Here is a 17,440-nt window from a genome sequence, read left to right as displayed (position 1 = left end):
AATTTCTACCAATCATCAATGATAATATATATCGATCAAGCAACCAGTAAAAATCCACACAAGTTGTTCTTCATAATCTCTTAATGATCTTCTTAATGCTTCGTCAGCATCAAGCTAGGTCGGCTATATTACCCTTTCTTTTCAGAAAGTCAACTAGCAATGTTAATTTATTTTCTAACTTATTCTCAAAACTTAGATCCAACCTATTCAGCTAAATCCTTGTTTTTCAACAAGTTTTAATCAACATCACCGCCGATGGATGTGCATTCTACAGTATTTCATATCCAATGCAACCTCTTTTTTAAAATTTAATTATATTTTCTTAACAAGTGATTATATTTTCTACAAAATCACTCTTTTTTCACGGTTAATTCACATTTTTTGTGCAAATATACTTTAGTAAACTGCTTTCAACTCTCGCTATAATGGCGTTATTCTGTTCGTACTTACTATTTATTTAATAAGACTAATATTCAGCTTTTATTCTAGGATGTTTTTATGCAGTACTCTCAACTTATTTGGGTCAGTATGTTAAGTATTGGTTTAGCAGCACCCGCTTACGCCAAACAACCTGAGATTGCAGGCAATAAAATTGCTGACGATACTGCATTATCAACATCTGATCAGTTGTCTACCTCAAATGATAATAACCAGCCTTTAAACAACGATATTGCTAAGGCTTCACAACCAGCTTTAGAAAATTCAGTTAACACCAATGGATCTATCAAAGATTTAAAAAATTTAAAAATTGTTAATTTCAAAGTCAACGCAACAGCAGCATTACCTGAAAATGAAAAAGATCCACTTCAACCTTTAAACAGACAAATCTACGCATTTAATGATGTTGTCGATCAAAATGTCTTGCGCCCCATAGCCGTGCAGTACGCTGATAAAGTTCCAGAACAAGTTAGAGATTCAGTACGTGGCTTCCGAGACAATTTGGGTGAGCCATGGAATGCTGTAAATCAGGTTGCTCAAGGTCGCTTTAAACGTGCCGCACAAACGTTTGGTCGTTTTACATTAAATACAATTACAACGCTTGGTTTCGCTGATCCTGCACGTCGCTTATCTCTCCCAATGGAAGATGAGGATTTTGGAACTACTCTAGGCTATTACGGTGTCCCTTCTGGTCCTTACCTCGTTCTTCCTTTTATGGGACCAAGCACACTCCGTGATACTGTTGGTCGCGTAGTGGATAGTCAGGCACGCCCTCAAAAATATTTACTCGATGGTCATGATCGCATCTATTATAGTGACTGGGCACTTAGCGCATTAGATACACGTGCTCAACTTTTAGAGATTGAACAAGTCTTGCAAGGTGACAAGTATGCAGCAATGCGTGATGCCTACTTACAACGAAAAAACTATGTTATTGCTGAAAAACGCGGTTTAGAAACGGGTTCGGGACTATTTATTGAAGATGATTTTTCAGATGATGAATCCTTCATGGATGAGTCTATGGAATCCGAATAGAAACCATATGCAAGTTAAAGTCTAAATCTTCTGTTTTTAGACTTTAACTTGGCGTTCGATATAAGTTCGTCTAAGATAGTTTTATAAATAAAGCATTTAGGATTGATTCTTTCATCTATGTATTTCATTCAACCCACTCGTGACATCCATCTTCTAGATAGCGTTCTAGAGGCTCTGCCGAGTTTACAAATGATTCATATAGATGATCTTCATCTTTACGATTCAACCATCATTGCCATTAGTGATGTGAATGATTTTCTGCAATATAAATGGACCCTCCCTACGATCGTGATAGGTCATGCAGATGAGGGACTTCAACTCTCGCAAGCATGGGAACTTGGTGCACTCGCTGGCTGGATTTGGGATCGTCTTCCAAAAGACCTCGCAAAATCGATTGCTAAAATTGAAGCAAAATACAAACGTAATCAGGACAGCCGCGACCTGCCCTCCGCAGCCGAATTACAAAAAAAACTATTACCCAACCCAATCGACCTACTTAATTATAAAGTCGAGACTTTATTTCAACCGTCAGCTTACTTATCTGGTGATTGGTATGATTATTGGAAACTCAGTGATCGTGAAATCTTATTTTATCTCGCTGATGTTTCTGGACATGGTGTAACAAGCTCACTTCTTACCTCTTGGATGGCTGCATTTCACGGTAGATCGAAAACCCCACGAGAACTCCTCAAAAAACTTAATGGCATGCTTTTACAAGAGAACATCGAAAAGCATATTACAATGATTGCAGGCACATTGAATCTAGAGACCCACCAGCTTAAGTGGTCAAGCGCAGGGCATTACCCTCCAGCAATTATCTTTGAACCTAATCAGGATGCTCGCATCCTCAACACCAGCAGCTTTCCCTTAGGTCTTACTGAAGATCTCGAAATTGAAGAGTTTGAATGTACGTTGAATCGTGGAGCTCGTTTTATTATTTGCTCAGATGGTGCACTTGAACCTTTTGATGGTGGATTGAATGAACAATTCACACAATTGGTCTATCACTTGCAAAATCAATCATTCGAAGTTCCTGAACATGTTGCAGATGATATTGCAATACTCAGCTTCCAACGCCTAAATTAAGTTAATAATCAATAGTGTAGCTGTTTATAAATCGATCTACGACTGAAGACTACTTGAGTATCGACTTGCGCTATGTGATAATTTTAGCATCCTTTCTGCAAATGGCATTTATATGTCAACAGGTCATGTTGAATATGCAAGCTTGGATGGTACGCACATTTTCAAACTCATTGGAGAAGTGCGCGCTCAATCTTGTATAAGCCTTGATAAATTATTATCTCGGATTGAACAACAACAAAACGTCGTAGGCGCAATTGTTGATTTAACCCAAACTACATTCATAGACAGTACTGTGCTTGGAATCCTCGCAAAACTAGGATTAAAGCTCAAACAAGTGCATCAAGTTCAAGCTGTTATGTTATCTACTAACCCAGATATCACTACACTTGCGAACAGTATGGGTCTTGGTCAGGTTTTCGTAATTTTAAACTATTGCGGAGATCCGAATGTGTGCACGCGCGCTTTATTGGACGAACACATCACACATAATGCAATGCTTTCAACTGTATTAGATGCTCATCGTACATTAATGAAATTAAATGCTGATAACCAAAATATGTTCGAGCCTTTGGTTAAGCAATTAGAACAACAACAAGATACCATCGATCACAGCATCTGATATTCTCTTAAGCATACTGAGCGCTTAAGGAGAACCTCATGACAACCTTACTTTCTGTCACCCAAATGAACTCCCAAAATGATATTGAAAATAACTTTCAAGTCATTGAATCATTGTTAGCAAAAAGTAAGGATCAAGGCTGCTCCTTGATCGTTTTCCCGGAGAATTTCGTTTGTTTTGCGGCAGGCAAACAGCGTGAGACTGCTGAACGATTTGAAGAAATACAATCTCGTTTAGAACAGCTTGCTCATCAATATCAAATGTGGATTGTTGCTGGGACACTCCCCTGTCCTTTTCGCCCAGACGGCACCATTGTGCCAGATGGTCGTGTCAGAACAACCAGTCTTTGTATTAGCCCTGAAAAGACAGAAGCACGTTATGACAAGATTCATTTATTCGATGTTCAAGTCGGTGATGCGGTAGGTGGATATCAAGAATCTAAGTTTTTTGAACCAGGTGATCAAACCGTCATTGCTAAAACTCCATTTGGCAATATTGGTTTAATGGTCTGCTATGACCTTCGTTTTCCTGAACTTGCTTTAAAGCTGCGCGCACAAGGCGCAAATATTTTAACAGCACCTTCTGCTTTTACTTACACGACAGGTCAAATGCACTGGCAATTACTTTTGCAAGCTCGTGCCATGGATAGTCAATGCCAAGTTTTAGGCTCAGCTCAACAAGGGTGGCACGGTGAAAAAAGACAAACCTGGGGTCACTCTGGTGCTGCGAATTCTCGTGGTCAATTGTTAGATATCATCTCTGAAGAAGGTGCTCAAATGATTACAGTTCCGTTTGACATCGATGAACAGAAAAAAATTAGAGAATCGATGCCATTAATTCAGCATCGTAAACTTATTCAGCTTTGACCTGCTCACACATAAAAAATTGAATACCAAGCTTTACAAAATTACCGCTTATCATTCCTTTTAAATCAGAGAGTATAGATATTCACCTATACTCTATCTGGAAGGAATCATGTCATTAGAAAAAGTTGTTTATACCGCACATGCAAAAGCTACTGGTGGGCGTGATGGTCGTGCTACATCATCAGATCAAATTTTAGATGTTCAGCTCGCTGTACCAAAAGAAATGGGTGGTCCCGGTGGTGGAACAAATCCAGAGCAATTATTTGCTGCTGGTTATTCTGCATGTTTCTTAGGTGCGATGAAATTTGTTGCCAACCGCGATAAATTGAAAATCACACCAGATGCTTATATTGAAGGTGAAGTGAGTATTGGTCCTATTCCAACTGGTTTTGGAATAGCAGCCACTTTAAATATTCATCTGGAAGGCTTGGATAAAGAGCAAGCTCAAAAGCTAGTAGATGCTGCTCATATCGTTTGTCCATATTCAAATGCAACACGTGGCAATATTGATGTGACCTTGAATGTGATTGTTTGATCCAGTTGTTTCAATCCTAAAAATCACGCTGATATGCATATTGCATCTCAGCTTTTTTAGCGTTGTAGGTTAAGTTCATGTTAGAACCCATTTAAAATCAGTTGTTTAACCATATAAAAGAAGCCCTTTCATCTCCGATTGGGCTCTTTTGTTGAATCCTCAGCTTTCGGGCTTAATTTCAAATCAGCGCTTCTTCGTTTTATCGAGAATTATTAAATAATCTCTGAATCACTCCGCCGCTTCGTTTGTTACTCGAAGTACTTCCTCTAATGTACTCTTACCTTCAAGCACCTTTCGTAATCCATCATCACGTATCGAACCTGACTGCTGGCGAGCATAGTTTTCAACTTCAAACTCTGCAGCATTCCCGTGAATCAGACGGCGCATTCCATCATCAACAGGGACGATTTCATAAATGGCGGTACGACCACTAAAACCTGTATGCGCACAATGTTCACACCCCTCTGGTTGAGGCAGATTGAGCGCAATACCATCATGGACATTCTTAAAAATTTCTTTTTCAAAGTCATCCGCGGCACGCCAACTATGACAATGCGAACACAAAGTACGAACCAATCGTTGCGCAATCACACCAATTAAAGAACTCGACAGAAGAAATGGCTCAATTCCCATGTCTTTTAAACGCGTCACTGCACCAATCGCAGTATTGGTATGCAACGTCGACAATACCAAGTGACCCGTCAAAGATGCTTGCACAGCAATTTCTGCAGTTTCTAAATCTCGAATTTCCCCCACCATCACCACATCGGGATCTTGACGAAGCATCGCTTTCAATGCACGCGCAAATGTCATATCCACTTTAGTGTTAACCTGAGTTTGTCCAATACCTTCAAGTTGATATTCAATTGGATCTTCCGCGGTCAAAATATTCTTAGATCCGTCATTTAAATCCGAGAGTGCAGCATAAAGTGTCGTAGTTTTACCAGAACCTGTCGGTCCGGTCACGAGAATGATACCGTGAGGACGATGCACTAATTGGGTTAATCGCTCGTAATCATCTTTCATCAGACCCAAATGGGTCATATTTAAACGACCTGCTTGCTTGTCTAAAAGACGCATTACTACGCGCTCACCATGTGAAGAGGGTAAAGTCGAAACACGGACATCCACCTCACGACCTGCCAGTCGTAAAGAGATACGACCATCCTGAGGAATTCGCTTTTCAGCAATATCAAGTTTTGCCATTACTTTAATACGTGAAACTAACAATGGGGCAAGTTCACGACGTGGTTGCACGATTTCTCGAAGTTGCCCATCAACACGTAAACGAACCGATAACTTTTTTTCAAAAGCTTCAATATGTATATCTGATGCACTCACTCGAATGGCTTCGGACAATAATGCGTTAATCAATCTAACAATCGGAGCATCGTCTTCCTGATCCATCAGATCTTCTGCTTCAGGTACTTGATCGGCTAAACTTAACAAGTCAGGATGATCTTCTAAACCAGCAGCCACTTGCTGAGACTCGCCTGTCTCGCCAGCATAACTTGAACTGAGTAACTGACTAAAATCTTGTTCAGTCGCCAATTGATATTGGGCTGTACGCCCCACGTAACGGCGTGCTTCTTGCAAAGCAACCAAAGCAGTATCTTGACGACGGACAATAAAAACTTGATCCCCTTCATAACGCAACAAAACGCCATGCTTTTTTGCAAAACTATACGGTATTTGTATTTGTTTAAGTACTTGCATAAGGGATGATAATCATGATTAAAATTACCTCGAGTGTACTCTAAGCATTTGACAGCGTGAAGACAGTTTTTTTAATGAATTTACTTAAGGATATTCCCTATTGTCTCTAGATCAGAAACTTGAGCAAAACCCTTCGACTTTAAGATGGTGGGGTGAGCAGCATTTTGAACTCAATCAAGTGCGTGCTTGGCAATTTGGTTCATTGCTCTTTCGACTCACTCGTGGCTTACAAGAATGGCGCATGGAGTACTACCGTCCTCAAATTCAATACGACTACGAACAAAAGTGGCAGGAAATGGATGACCCCCATTTTTCATTTCCTCGTCCAGTACATGTTGAACGTTACATGTTCAGGGAAACTCACCCTAAAATTCAATTGATACCACGTCTTGCAGATCGATCTGTGGTGATCCGTCCTGTAGACCCAATATACATTCCAGCTGGTCAACGTGGCACGCTTTATATTAGTACCCCTCTGTGGCTTTCAGGTTATGTCGAAAGTCAAAAGACCCCATTATTCGATATACCGGTCATTATGCCTAAAGATACATGGTTCGGACCTGATCAACGCAGTGGTGAAATGTGTTACGCCACTTCAGTTGATGGTCGAACAGAACTCAAACAACTTCGTCCACGTGCATTTCGTGCAGTCACTCCAATTGACTTTCACAATGTCAGTGGACATCAACTCCGTTTCGATCGAATGAATGTACCTGTTCCTGCCCTACCTTTGTTTTATAGTGAAAGTACAGAGCGATTATGGACGTCACAAATTAAAGTCATTCACGAAGGGATGGATCGACCAGCACGTATTCGTATTGAAAATCGCACCCCACCATTGGCTGGTGATGTTATTTATGTCAATCCAGCACGTGCCCCAGGTAGTACTTTATTTAACATGTTTGATTCATTCTTCTAAGGGGGGGCATATGGCAGATAGTCTTACCGGCACCATTGCTGATAGCCTCAAAAGTATATTTACCAATATCAATACGGATCGCCTAACTGAAATTATTATTGCGATTGTGCTTTGCTTTATTGGATTCCTTTTTGCTCGAGTCGTTTCCAATACTTTTGTGAGAACGATCGGCGCCAAATTTAATGCTCATCAGCGTTTGGTATGGCGGCGCGGTATTTTTTATTTTATTTTCCTCATCTTTGTGATGGCGAGTTTAAAAGAAGCAGGTTTTAAATTAAGTGTATTTCTAGGTGCCGCTGGTATTTTGACCGTAGCGCTGGGTTTTGCATCTCAAACCTCTGCGACGAACTTGATCAGCGGTTTATTCTTGATTGGTGAAGGTTCTTTTGAAATTGGTGACACCATTCAAATTACGTTAATTCGTGGACATACCATCGAAGGTGAAGTGATCTCCATTGATTTACTGTCTGTCAAATTACTGACTCAAGATAATGTCTATGTCCGTTTACCTAATGAGCAATTAATTCGTGCTCCCGTACACAACCTTTCTAAATTCCCGATACGGCGCATCCCCATTACACTTGCAATCAACTTTCATGAAGACATCATTAAAGTACGAGAAGTTTTATTAAAAGTGGCCAACAGCTATCCTTTAGTGTTAGCAGATCCCAAACCTGCTGTAACGGTAACCGCATTCCGTGAATCTTCAATCGAATTGTTATTCGCCATTTGGTGCCAACAGGAAAACTTTTTAAAAGTGCGTGATGAAATGCAAGAGCGGATTCGAAACGGTTTTGTTGATCACCATATTGAAATTCCTGTACCTAAAATGGGTTTTGTTGATCGCCCTCCACAACCCTCGTTAACAGATGAGGAAATAGACCAATACGCCAATGCTAAGGAAATCAAAAGAGAGCCTAAATTATAATGAATTAAGGTTAATGCTTGATCTCAGGATCAAGCATTAGTCTCTTCTACTCGATTTTGCTCTGGCGCTGGGGCGATGTACGCAATAATCAGCATCAAACCTCCCGCGCCTAAAAATGATAAAACTCGACTTAGAGTGCCGATATGGGATAAATCTAACAATACCAATTTAAAAGTCACGATCGCCAAAATACTTGCACCAAACATCCATACCACTCGATTATGGATGACAGCGGCATATTTCATCACAATGAATGCCATGACCACCCACAATAATGTCAACGCCAATTGCACTGCAGAATCTTGCCAAATGATCCACTGGTTATAAGGTGTAGCAAAATAAAAATGTAAGGCTCTAAGAAGTACATAACTACTTACCCATAGCACAGCGAGTAAGATCAAGAATGCGCCAAGTGTTCGCTCTAGCCCCATTCTGATTTGACTGCGAAGCACCTGAATAAGAACCCACAAACCAGCCAGACTGACGACATCAATAGGATTTAAGATTGGGATAAAATATTTCCAAAAAGGTTCTACCACCCAAATTTGTGAGCTGACAATCCAGCACAACAATAAAATGAGGCTGGTCTTTGTTAACCAAAGCTTATTCAAGTCTGTTGTTTTAAAAATACTATAGCCATAAAGTATCAACGGTAAAAGGACAGCTCCCATCATAGGTGACATTGAAACTACACCCACGCTGGCACAAGCTAAAGAAGCGAGTCCACCAAAGGCGATCCATTCATTCTCATACTGAGCATTTGAAATGGGTTTTAACCACAGATAGCTCAGGCCCAAACAAGCCAAGATAAACAAGCCTTGCGCACCAAATGACTGCCAGACGATGACTCCTTGAGTGTATTGATCGATCAGCATAATAACTGCGAACACTACAATAGGAATCAGCCCCAACCATTTTGGTAATAACCATGACCATGAGACTACTTGGCGCGGTTGTAAGACTAAATTAGCAGCAAAATAAATCGCAGTTGTGAATGCAAGTGTGTAGATTAATCTCATCGGTTCACTAAAAGTTTCCACACCTTGATAAAGCAGTAAAAGACTCGCAAAAAAAGAAAAAATAGACAGGAAAATTTTATCTGACAGTGTCAGCTGTTTTTGATAACGCATAACAACATTGGAGACCGCAATCGCAAGGATATAACTTAGACCTAGTAACCATGGGATGATATTTGGAATTGATGCTAACTCGATCAAATAGTATAAATACGAAAATAATCCAACTGCTAACAACTCATAACCTAATGTTCGCCCTACCCTAAACTCACGATGCAAGCCCCACATTAAAATAAGCAGTCCTTCAATGATCCACCCGATCACACTCCATGCTTGTGGAATCAAGATCGGCGGGATAAAACTTAGAAAAATAAAACCTAACATTAAATAATTTTGTTTAATCGCCGTATCAAATTTTGCGTGCTGCACAACTTTAAAAATCGCAAAGTGAGTCAATGCAAAACCCAAACACAAGGCAATTTGAACCGATGTTTGATCTAAATACATGAGATGTAAAAATGCATATGCGACCAAGGGACTGACATAAATCAATGCGGAGTCAATAATACGCTGACCTAAATGAGCCTGATTTTGATGTGTAGCGAGCTGGTTAAATCTGAAACCCAACCAAATAAATACACTCGCATGTGCAATAACTAGACAGGATAAAACGAATCTCTCTGCAACACCGCCATTCAAAAAGGCATAACCACCACCGATAACAACAATGAGCAGCAACGCTATTTGAGTGAGTATTTTCCATGGATGTAATGTACAAATTACACCTACAACACTATTGACCGCTAGATAATAAGACAGTAATTGAGCTGAGGAAAAATCTGCATGAGGTAATGTGAACGGTGCAATATAAGCAACTAAAACTCCCATCTGGGAAAGCTCCACTGACCGCTGTTTTAAAATCAGTATGACCAACGACAGCATGCTCAAGCTGTAAAGCGTAATCGTATTAATGAGATTTAACAGATCATCGTGATAAGCAAATAGAATACTTAATAACAATCCCGCAAAACCCAGTCCTTGTAAAGCAAGACCAAAGCCGCGGTTTTTTTTCTGTATATGATAACCAAAGGCAACACATATGACGGCGATGACAGCAACAGCCAAAAGTTTGATTGAAAGACTTAAGGTCCAATGTTCAACCATATATCTCAATAATAAGACGACCCCAATCACTAGGACGGTAATCGCAACTTTGAGAACAGGATTACCATGAAAGATCCATCGTCTGATTTGCATCCCAAAACCCAAATCATGCTGCTGATTTGTCTGGATTCCCTCTGAATCTTGTAAAATACTTGTGGTGCTGGTCTGATCGTCTCGATCTAGTTTTATTAGCTTTTCCTGCAAAGCACCGATTTGAATTAATCGACCCTCAAGTTGTCGCAACCAGTTTAGAAAAAAATAAATCCAGAGTGTTAAACCTAATCCAACCAACCATGTCCAATCGAACAAGCTGCCAATTAGTGCAAGAAATGACGAAATATATAAGGGCAATCGTGATGTATTCTGTTTCGAATAATGAGTCTGTTGCTCAATGTTGGTAAGCGGTTTTTCAATATGATGGGCATATTGCATAACACTTATGAGGAATGCAGCAACACATAAAAACGTAATGATCGGCAACGCTAGAACCCAAGTACTGATCGCTACTATGATGAGTAGCATCAACCAAATCATTTTTATTTCACTATATTGCTTCAGCATACACATCATTCCTTTTTAGCTAGATTGATGATACCTCAGCAAGAATTAGCATTTTGCGTTTTTCATCGCATATTCTGTACACTTGATTGCAAATCTTGTATCAGCGCAACTGCTGAAAATCACGTACAATGAAAAAGTTAATTGGATTAGGAACGTTTCAATGCCACCATTTGTCTTGGTCGATGGGTCATATTTTTTATTTCGTGCTTATCACGCACTACCACCGCTAACGACGTCAACAGGTTTACAAACCAACGCAATTCGCGGAGCTATTTCTGCTATCCAAAAGTTAATGCGTCGTGTTCAACCTACACACATGGCTGTCATTTTTGACACACCTGAACCAACTTTCCGTCATCAACTTTCCCCAATATATAAAGGGGATCGACCGAGCATGCCTGACGAACTCGCTCAACAAATTCCGTATTTACATAATTTAATTCGTGCTTTAGGTATCCCACTCCATGCCATACCTGGTGCGGAAGCCGATGATATCATCGGTACGCTGGCAAAACGTGCAGAAAAAGAAGGCTATCAAGTCTTGATTTCCACAGGCGATAAAGACATGGCTCAATTGGTCACGGACAAAGTGACACTTGAAGACAGTTTTAAAGACAAGCCCATGGATGTGAATGGCGTTTTTGAAAAGTTTGGTGTTTGGCCGAACCAAATTATTGATTATTTAACCCTCATGGGAGATGCCTCTGACGGCATCATGGGCGTTCCTGGTATCGGGGCAAAGACTGCGGCTAAACTGCTGAATGAATATGGTTCAATTGGCGGCATTCTTGAAAATGTAGATAAAATTAAAGGCAAAGTAGGCCAAAATATTAAAGACAATGCAGATGGTATTGCGCTAGATCATCAGCTAGCAAGTATTGTTTGTGACTTAGACATGAATCTGACCTATGATGATCTTAAACTCCGAGATCCAAATGTTGCAGAGTTACGTCAGCTTTACACCGAACTTGAGTTTAGAAATCAACTGCAGTCTTTAGATCATCCCAACAATCCAAATAGTGCTGCGTATAAACAATTGAGTCAAGTTGTCGCAAAACCGAGTACTGCAACGTCGAAAATCGAAGACCAAGCGGTTCAGACTAGTGTAGATGATCAGCTTGGCGAGGCAACTTACCATACCGTTTTAACACCAGCGGATTGGGAAAAACTCTTTCAAAGATTGGCTACTGAGAAACGCTTTGCTTTCGATACTGAAACCACAAGTTTAGATTATCGTGTTGCAGAGATGGTAGGATTCTCTGTGGCATTTGATGCCCAAGATGCATATTACGTTCCGCTTGCTCACGATTATGAAGGTGCTCCAGAGCAATTGGATCGCGACGCTATTCTTGCGCAAATCAAACCAATTTTAGAAAACGCTGAGATTGAGAAGATTGGTCATCATTTAAAATATGATGCTCATATTCTCGAAAATCATGGAATTCATTTACAAGGCTGGTACTTTGACACCATGCTTGCCTCGTACGTGCTCAATGCTGTGGCGACGCGCCATGGTATGGATGACGTTGCGCGCGTTTATCTTAGCCACTTAACCACCACTTACGAACAAGTGGCGGGCAAAGGTGCTAAACAAAAAACCTTTAATCAAATTGAAATCGAAACAGCAGCGCATTATGCCGCTGAAGATGCCCATGTAACCTATCGTTTGTATGAGGTATTGGAGCGTAAGCTTAAAGAAATCCCAGAGCTTCTCAATATTCTTCATCAAATCGAAATGCCGACAGCTGCAGTTCTGACGACGATGGAAGAAAATGGAATTCAGCTCGATTTGAGTTTCCTCGATCAATTGGGTCAAGAATTTTCTAATACAATTCTAGAGTTAGAAAATCAGATTATCGAAATCGCGGGTCAACCTTTTAATGTCAGCTCACCTAAGCAGGTGGGTGATATTCTTTTTGATAAGTTAGGTTTAAAAGGTGGTAAGAAAACTTCAACAGGTCAATACAGTACCAGCGAAAGCATTCTTGAGAAAATTGATCACCCGATCGCTTCACTTATTTTAGAATATCGTGGCTTGTCTAAATTAAAAAGTACCTATACTGACGGTTTAATCAAACAAGCCAATAACGAAAGTCATCGTGTTCATACCAGCTACCATCAAGCTTTAACCGCAACTGGACGATTATCTTCAACTGATCCTAATCTTCAGAATATTCCAATTCGTGAAGAGATCGGTCGTCAAATCCGAAAAGCTTTTGTTGCACCTGAAGGTCGGGTTTTACTTGCTGCCGATTACTCACAAATTGAACTACGTCTTATGGCACATTTTTCACAAGATGAGGCTTTAGTTGACGCGTTTAATCACGGCCAAGATGTTCATCGCCGTACTGCTGCAGAAGTATTAAATATTGCTTTGGATGATGTAACCAATGATCAACGTCGCCAAGCCAAGGCAGTCAACTTTGGATTACTTTATGGCATGTCTGAGTTTGGTTTAACACGTCAGTTGGGATTCACACGCGAAGAATCTCAAAATTACATTAAACAATATTTCCATCGCTATCCTGGCATTTATGAATATATGCAACGCACACGACAAGTCGCATTAGAACAAGGCTTTGTTGAAACCATTACAGGACGACGCTTATACACCCCAGATATCGATGCACGCAATATGATGATTCGAAAGGCAGCTGAACGCGCTGCAATTAATGCGCCTCTTCAAGGTTCTGCTGCGGAGATTATCAAAATGGCAATGATCGAAGTAGATAAAATTCTACCTAAAGATCAGGCCAAATTATTATTGCAAGTTCACGATGAATTAGTGTTTGAGGTAGATGAAGCGATCGCTGACGAGATCGCTATTAAAATCGCAGATGCAATGCAAGGTGTTGTTCAACTCTCTGTGCCACTTGTTGTTGAAGTCGGCAAAGGGAAAAACTGGGGCGAAGCGCACTAATTTCTAAGATTCTTAGATTGTAAAAAAGGACTCAAATGAGTCCTTTTTTATGAAATTGTTTAAATCCACAATTTAGATTTAACCAATTGATTTCAACATGATTTCAGCAATATAAAGTGTAAAGAATGCAAGGATTGGAGAAAGATCAATCATCCCTAAATTTGGCATTACTTTACGGAATGGTGCCAACATCGGTTCAGCTAATTCTTGAATCACTTCAATATAGGGTGAACGTGTTTGTGAAAACATCAAAATCCAACTACATATGATGTAAGCGAACAGTAAATATTTAAGAATTGAAATTAATGCCTGCAACATTGAAAGTACTGTTGAACCAATAAAGTACAATGCATCGCCTGTTGGTAAGGCATTTAAATATTTATAACCAAATACCTTAAGAAAATACAACAACACGATCAGCACTAAAGCTGCTAGATTTACACGCCCCTGTGCCACAGTTGGCAAGATTCGTCCAAACACATCTACAATTTTAGTTGCTTTCACTGTCGATAGCACAACAGGGTTATATGGACTGACTGCAGCCAATTGCATTAAAAAACGGAAAAATACCAATAAAATCGCAACATTAATGATAATGTCAAAAAATAGCGCAGAGTTCGCACCCATACTTCAATTTTCCTAAAATTTAGTTATTTAGAACTATCACTTAATTCCTGAGCGAGCTCCTGACTGCGTTTTTTTGCAGCCGCAAGAGCAGCTTGAATATTCTGTGAAATTTGCGCTCGATCAAAAACTTCCAAGGCCGCTTGAGTTGTACCATTTGGTGATGTCACATTTCTACGCAGTTCAGATGGCGTATTAGAACTGGTGATCGCCATTTGTGCAGCACCGAGAGCTGTTTGTAGCGTTAATGCTGTTGCAGTTTTCTCATCCAAGCCTAAATTTTTCCCAGCACGAATCATACTTTCCATCATATAGAAAAAGTACGCTGGACCTGACCCCGATACCGCAGTTACTGCATCAATTTGCTCTTCTGAGTTTACCCAAAGTGTTAAGCCTGTTGCAGCTAAAATCTGACTTGCCAATTCACGCTTTGCTTGGTCAACAACGTCATGAGCATATAAACCATGGGCACCTGTTTGAACCAATGCAGGTGTATTAGGCATGACACGAACGATAAAATCCGTCCCCGTTAATGCAGCAATCGTTGCAATTTCAGCTCCTGCTACTATCGAAACAATTAACTTATTCTCAAATTTATCTTTTAACGGTTTAAGAACTTGTGCGAGTACTTGTGGTTTCACCGCCAGAACAACAACATCAGCATTTTGGATCGCGTCTTCATTATTGTCTGTAACTTGAATTTCTTTTTCTTTTAATAACTCTCTCACACGTTCTACAGGATCGGAAACTGTAATACGCGTTGTTGGTAAACCACGACTAATCAACCCTCCAATTAGGGCTTGAGCCATATTACCACCACCAATGAAACAAATATTACAGTTTAACGCAACACTCATGAACGACTCTCAACCTTGATTTTATAGCGATGAAACTAACTTTGGCTGCCAACCACCGACTTCACAATACTCTGATTCAGCCAGCCAAAACCCTTTTGGCGTGAAAACACCAAGCATAACATTATCTAAGCTTAAAATTTGAATAGTATGACGCTTCCATGGAAAAATGTGTGCCTCTTGAATTGCTTTTTTTAATGGCCATTTCCCCACACGTCCATGCAAATGGACTTTTTCCCCACCTTGACGATAATGCAATGTCAAAGGCTGATTTAAAAGTTCTATACGCAGACCATACTCTTCCTGATGTTGGCAGATCTTAAATTGACCCGAAGCTAAATTTACAATTTGCTGGATTTCAAATTTTATTTCTGAATCAGTTGTATTCGATTCTGCTAAGTATTCATCCTTAGCAACTCGATATAAGATGTTTTGGAAACGAACATAATATTGTCCATTCCAATGCAATGCTGCTTGTGCATCAGGTTTCGCCAAAATAACTTCTTCAGTCAACCGCTCTACCATCTCAAATGCAGGACGGTATTGATCCTTACCTTTCATCCAATTGGATAAAAGTTGTCTTCTTCTTGCTAAACTTAATTGATTGAGTTGTCGTAAATCTAGATGATCATCATCGCCACAGAACGCCAAATCTTGCTGTAAAACCTCTTGCAAAATTTCATCCGCATCTTGCATCAGCACACTAGTTCTCACAATCGCCTGTTGCATTTTAGGGAATCGGCTTTGCAAAATATTCCAAAGCTCATGACGGCACCAAGCTCGATCATAATGCGTATCAAAATTGGTAGGGTCATCCACGTAGGGCAATTTGAGTTGTTCTACCCATTGGCAAATCTGCTCACGACTTAGATTCAATAATGGTCGCCAAATAATGATGTCTTCACGCGAATCAACTAATTTCATCGCGGACAACCCCTGTATTCCAGCACCAGAGAACAAACGTAATAATACGGTCTCAGCTTGATCCTGCTGATGATGTGCCAGTACTAAAATATCTGTGTCGGATAAATGATGTTTAAAAGCCTGATAACGTGCTGCTCGAGCTTGCTGTTCCAAATTCCCTTCAGCAACTTGAACTGTCTCGAGAACCACAGGGATGTGCGCTGCTATACAAAATTGATGGACGAATTCAGCCCATTCCTGATTTGCAGATTGCAACTGGTGGTTAATATTAATCGCACGGATTTTTTGGGGAATTAATTGAGACATGAGATACAGCAACAGCATGGAATCCATGCCGCCACTACATCCCACTAAGAACGTGTGTTCATCACCAAATTTGGCAATTTGTTTTAAGAAGCTAGACCTGAATTGTCGCTGCCAAACTTCATTAAACGTTGGTAACGTGCTTCGCATCTTGCATTTGCATCCATTGGAACAAGCTCATCAAGTGCAGCTTGTAACACATGTTTTAATTTATCCATGACTACGTCTGGCTGAAGATGAGCACCCTCACCTTCATCTACAACATACTCAACAATACCAAGTTCTTTCAGTTTATCTGCAGTGAGTGCAAGTGCTTCACTCGCTTGCTCTGCTTTTTCAGCAGTTTTCCAAAGAATTGAGGCACAACCTTCAGGTGAAATCACAGAGTAAATACTGTGAGAGAGCATAATCACACGATCTGCAACGCCAATGCCTAATGCGCCGCCAGAACCACCCTCGCCTAGAACAGTCGCGATGACAGGTACTTTTAAACTTGAGAGCTGAGCTAGGCTCGTAGCAATTGCTTCTGCTTGTCCACGCTCTTCAGCACCAACACCAGGGTATGCACCCATGGTGTCAATAAATGTGAAAACTGGAAGATTAAAGCGTTCAGCCATATCAAGTAAACGCTGAGACTTGCGATAGCCTTCTGGATTACTCATCCCAAAATTATGCTGTAACTTTTCACGTGTACTACGACCACGATGTTGACCAACCACCATCACAGCCTGACCATTAAAACGCGCTAAACCGCCAACCATTGCACCATCATCACCATATAAACGGTCACCATGAAGTGCATCAAATTCTGTAAAAATTTCGCTCACATAATCTAAAAATTGTGGGCGATCTGGATGACGCGCAATTTGAACCGTTTTCCATGCTTTAGATTGAGCAGCTTTATTTTTCATAAGTCGATGAATATCCCTAAA

Annotated in this window: 14 protein-coding genes; 8 read left to right on the top strand and 6 right to left on the bottom strand. The window is 40.3% G+C overall.

Annotated features, from left to right (window positions below; translation table 11 throughout):
• Positions 1-498: 498 nt before the first annotated feature.
• The 5 genes from AC1M9F_RS09455 (at position 499) to AC1M9F_RS09435 (ending at position 4,579) form a co-directional block, all read left to right on the top strand.
• Positions 499-1,473 carry an MlaA family lipoprotein gene (locus AC1M9F_RS09455; RefSeq protein ID WP_481597632.1) on the top strand — a complete coding sequence of 325 codons (975 nt, stop codon included), beginning with the start codon at positions 499-501 and terminating at the stop codon, positions 1,471-1,473.
• A 117-nt stretch (positions 1,474-1,590) separates the two neighbouring features.
• On the top strand, positions 1,591-2,559 hold the full coding sequence (gene gigA / locus AC1M9F_RS09450) for an RsbU family protein phosphatase GigA (protein ID WP_035268527.1): 969 nt from the start codon (positions 1,591-1,593) through the stop codon (positions 2,557-2,559).
• Positions 2,560-2,671: 112 nt separating this feature from the next.
• The gene (gene gigB, locus AC1M9F_RS09445) at positions 2,672-3,178 is read left to right on the top strand and encodes an anti-anti-sigma factor GigB (RefSeq protein WP_035268529.1); all 507 of its coding nucleotides are present in this window, start codon (positions 2,672-2,674) and stop codon (positions 3,176-3,178) included.
• A gap of 38 nt (positions 3,179-3,216) precedes the next feature.
• Complete coding sequence (locus AC1M9F_RS09440) at positions 3,217-4,044, top strand: carbon-nitrogen hydrolase family protein (protein ID WP_481597631.1); 828 nt, start codon at positions 3,217-3,219, stop codon at positions 4,042-4,044.
• A 109-nt stretch (positions 4,045-4,153) separates the two neighbouring features.
• On the top strand, positions 4,154-4,579 hold the full coding sequence (locus tag AC1M9F_RS09435; RefSeq protein WP_179998598.1) for an organic hydroperoxide resistance protein: 426 nt from the start codon (positions 4,154-4,156) through the stop codon (positions 4,577-4,579).
• 228 nt (positions 4,580-4,807) lie between these two features.
• On the opposite strand, the gene gspE is transcribed toward AC1M9F_RS09435, so the two are convergent.
• On the bottom strand, positions 4,808-6,295 hold the full coding sequence (gene gspE, locus AC1M9F_RS09430; protein WP_481588729.1) for a type II secretion system ATPase GspE: 1,488 nt from the start codon (positions 6,293-6,295) through the stop codon (positions 4,808-4,810).
• A 100-nt stretch (positions 6,296-6,395) separates the two neighbouring features.
• Here gspE and AC1M9F_RS09425 point away from each other — a divergent pair, with 100 nt between their 5' ends.
• Both AC1M9F_RS09425 and AC1M9F_RS09420 read left to right on the top strand, forming a co-directional pair.
• Positions 6,396-7,214 (top strand): hypothetical protein, encoded by an 819-nt coding sequence (locus tag AC1M9F_RS09425; RefSeq protein ID WP_092768367.1) that lies wholly within the window; start codon positions 6,396-6,398, stop codon positions 7,212-7,214.
• 10 nt (positions 7,215-7,224) lie between these two features.
• Entirely contained in the window at positions 7,225-8,142 is a 918-nt protein-coding gene (locus tag AC1M9F_RS09420) for a mechanosensitive ion channel family protein (RefSeq protein ID WP_035268545.1), read from the top strand.
• Positions 8,143-8,171: 29 nt separating this feature from the next.
• Here the strand turns inward: AC1M9F_RS09420 and AC1M9F_RS09415 are convergent, their stop codons facing one another.
• A complete protein-coding gene (locus tag AC1M9F_RS09415) occupies positions 8,172-10,883 on the bottom strand; it encodes a DUF2339 domain-containing protein (RefSeq protein ID WP_481597630.1) in 2,712 nt (903 codons plus the stop codon).
• A gap of 160 nt (positions 10,884-11,043) precedes the next feature.
• On the opposite strand from AC1M9F_RS09415, the gene polA reads away from it, so the two are divergent.
• The gene (gene polA, locus AC1M9F_RS09410) at positions 11,044-13,803 is read left to right on the top strand and encodes a DNA polymerase I (protein WP_481597629.1); all 2,760 of its coding nucleotides are present in this window, start codon (positions 11,044-11,046) and stop codon (positions 13,801-13,803) included.
• Positions 13,804-13,881: 78 nt separating this feature from the next.
• Here polA and AC1M9F_RS09405 read toward each other — a convergent pair whose 3' ends face one another.
• Genes AC1M9F_RS09405 through AC1M9F_RS09390 form a run of 4 tightly spaced genes read right to left on the bottom strand, consistent with a single transcriptional unit; the run spans position 13,882 to position 17,419 of the window.
• Positions 13,882-14,430, bottom strand: coding sequence for a YggT family protein (locus AC1M9F_RS09405; RefSeq protein ID WP_092768361.1), 549 nt, complete (start codon positions 14,428-14,430; stop codon positions 13,882-13,884).
• A gap of 23 nt (positions 14,431-14,453) precedes the next feature.
• Entirely contained in the window at positions 14,454-15,284 is an 831-nt protein-coding gene (gene proC / locus AC1M9F_RS09400; RefSeq protein WP_481597628.1) for a pyrroline-5-carboxylate reductase, read from the bottom strand.
• Between the two features lie 21 nt (positions 15,285-15,305).
• Positions 15,306-16,658: a tRNA lysidine(34) synthetase TilS gene (gene tilS / locus AC1M9F_RS09395; protein ID WP_481597627.1), complete on the bottom strand. Its 1,353-nt coding sequence runs from the start codon at positions 16,656-16,658 to the stop codon at positions 15,306-15,308.
• Positions 16,595-17,419: an acetyl-CoA carboxylase carboxyltransferase subunit alpha gene (locus tag AC1M9F_RS09390; RefSeq protein ID WP_035268558.1), complete on the bottom strand. Its 825-nt coding sequence runs from the start codon at positions 17,417-17,419 to the stop codon at positions 16,595-16,597. The genes tilS and AC1M9F_RS09390 overlap by 64 nt, the downstream gene beginning before the upstream one ends.
• Between the last annotated feature and the right edge of the window lie 21 nt (positions 17,420-17,440).

The organism is Acinetobacter sp. ANC_7504, from assembly GCF_056779995.1.
This window is presented reverse-complemented; position numbering and strand designations above follow the sequence as displayed.

Bases quoted from the DNA above. Each gene is read 5' to 3' on its own strand.
- AC1M9F_RS09435 (WP_179998598.1), top strand. From the start codon at position 4,154: ATGTCATTAGAAAAAGTTGTTTATACCGCACATGCAAAAGCTACTGGT.
- gigB (WP_035268529.1), top strand. From the start codon at position 2,672: ATGTCAACAGGTCATGTTGAATATGCAAGCTTGGATGGTACGCACATT.
- AC1M9F_RS09455 (WP_481597632.1), top strand. From the start codon at position 499: ATGCAGTACTCTCAACTTATTTGGGTCAGTATGTTAAGTATTGGTTTA.
- tilS (WP_481597627.1), bottom strand. From the start codon at position 16,658: ATGCGAAGCACGTTACCAACGTTTAATGAAGTTTGGCAGCGACAATTC.
- AC1M9F_RS09420 (WP_035268545.1), top strand. From the start codon at position 7,225: ATGGCAGATAGTCTTACCGGCACCATTGCTGATAGCCTCAAAAGTATA.
- gigA (WP_035268527.1), top strand. From the start codon at position 1,591: ATGTATTTCATTCAACCCACTCGTGACATCCATCTTCTAGATAGCGTT.
- AC1M9F_RS09440 (WP_481597631.1), top strand. From the start codon at position 3,217: ATGACAACCTTACTTTCTGTCACCCAAATGAACTCCCAAAATGATATT.
- polA (WP_481597629.1), top strand. From the start codon at position 11,044: ATGCCACCATTTGTCTTGGTCGATGGGTCATATTTTTTATTTCGTGCT.
- AC1M9F_RS09415 (WP_481597630.1), bottom strand. From the start codon at position 10,883: ATGCTGAAGCAATATAGTGAAATAAAAATGATTTGGTTGATGCTACTC.
- proC (WP_481597628.1), bottom strand. From the start codon at position 15,284: ATGAGTGTTGCGTTAAACTGTAATATTTGTTTCATTGGTGGTGGTAAT.
- gspE (WP_481588729.1), bottom strand. From the start codon at position 6,295: ATGCAAGTACTTAAACAAATACAAATACCGTATAGTTTTGCAAAAAAG.
- AC1M9F_RS09390 (WP_035268558.1), bottom strand. From the start codon at position 17,419: ATGAAAAATAAAGCTGCTCAATCTAAAGCATGGAAAACGGTTCAAATT.
- AC1M9F_RS09405 (WP_092768361.1), bottom strand. From the start codon at position 14,430: ATGGGTGCGAACTCTGCGCTATTTTTTGACATTATCATTAATGTTGCG.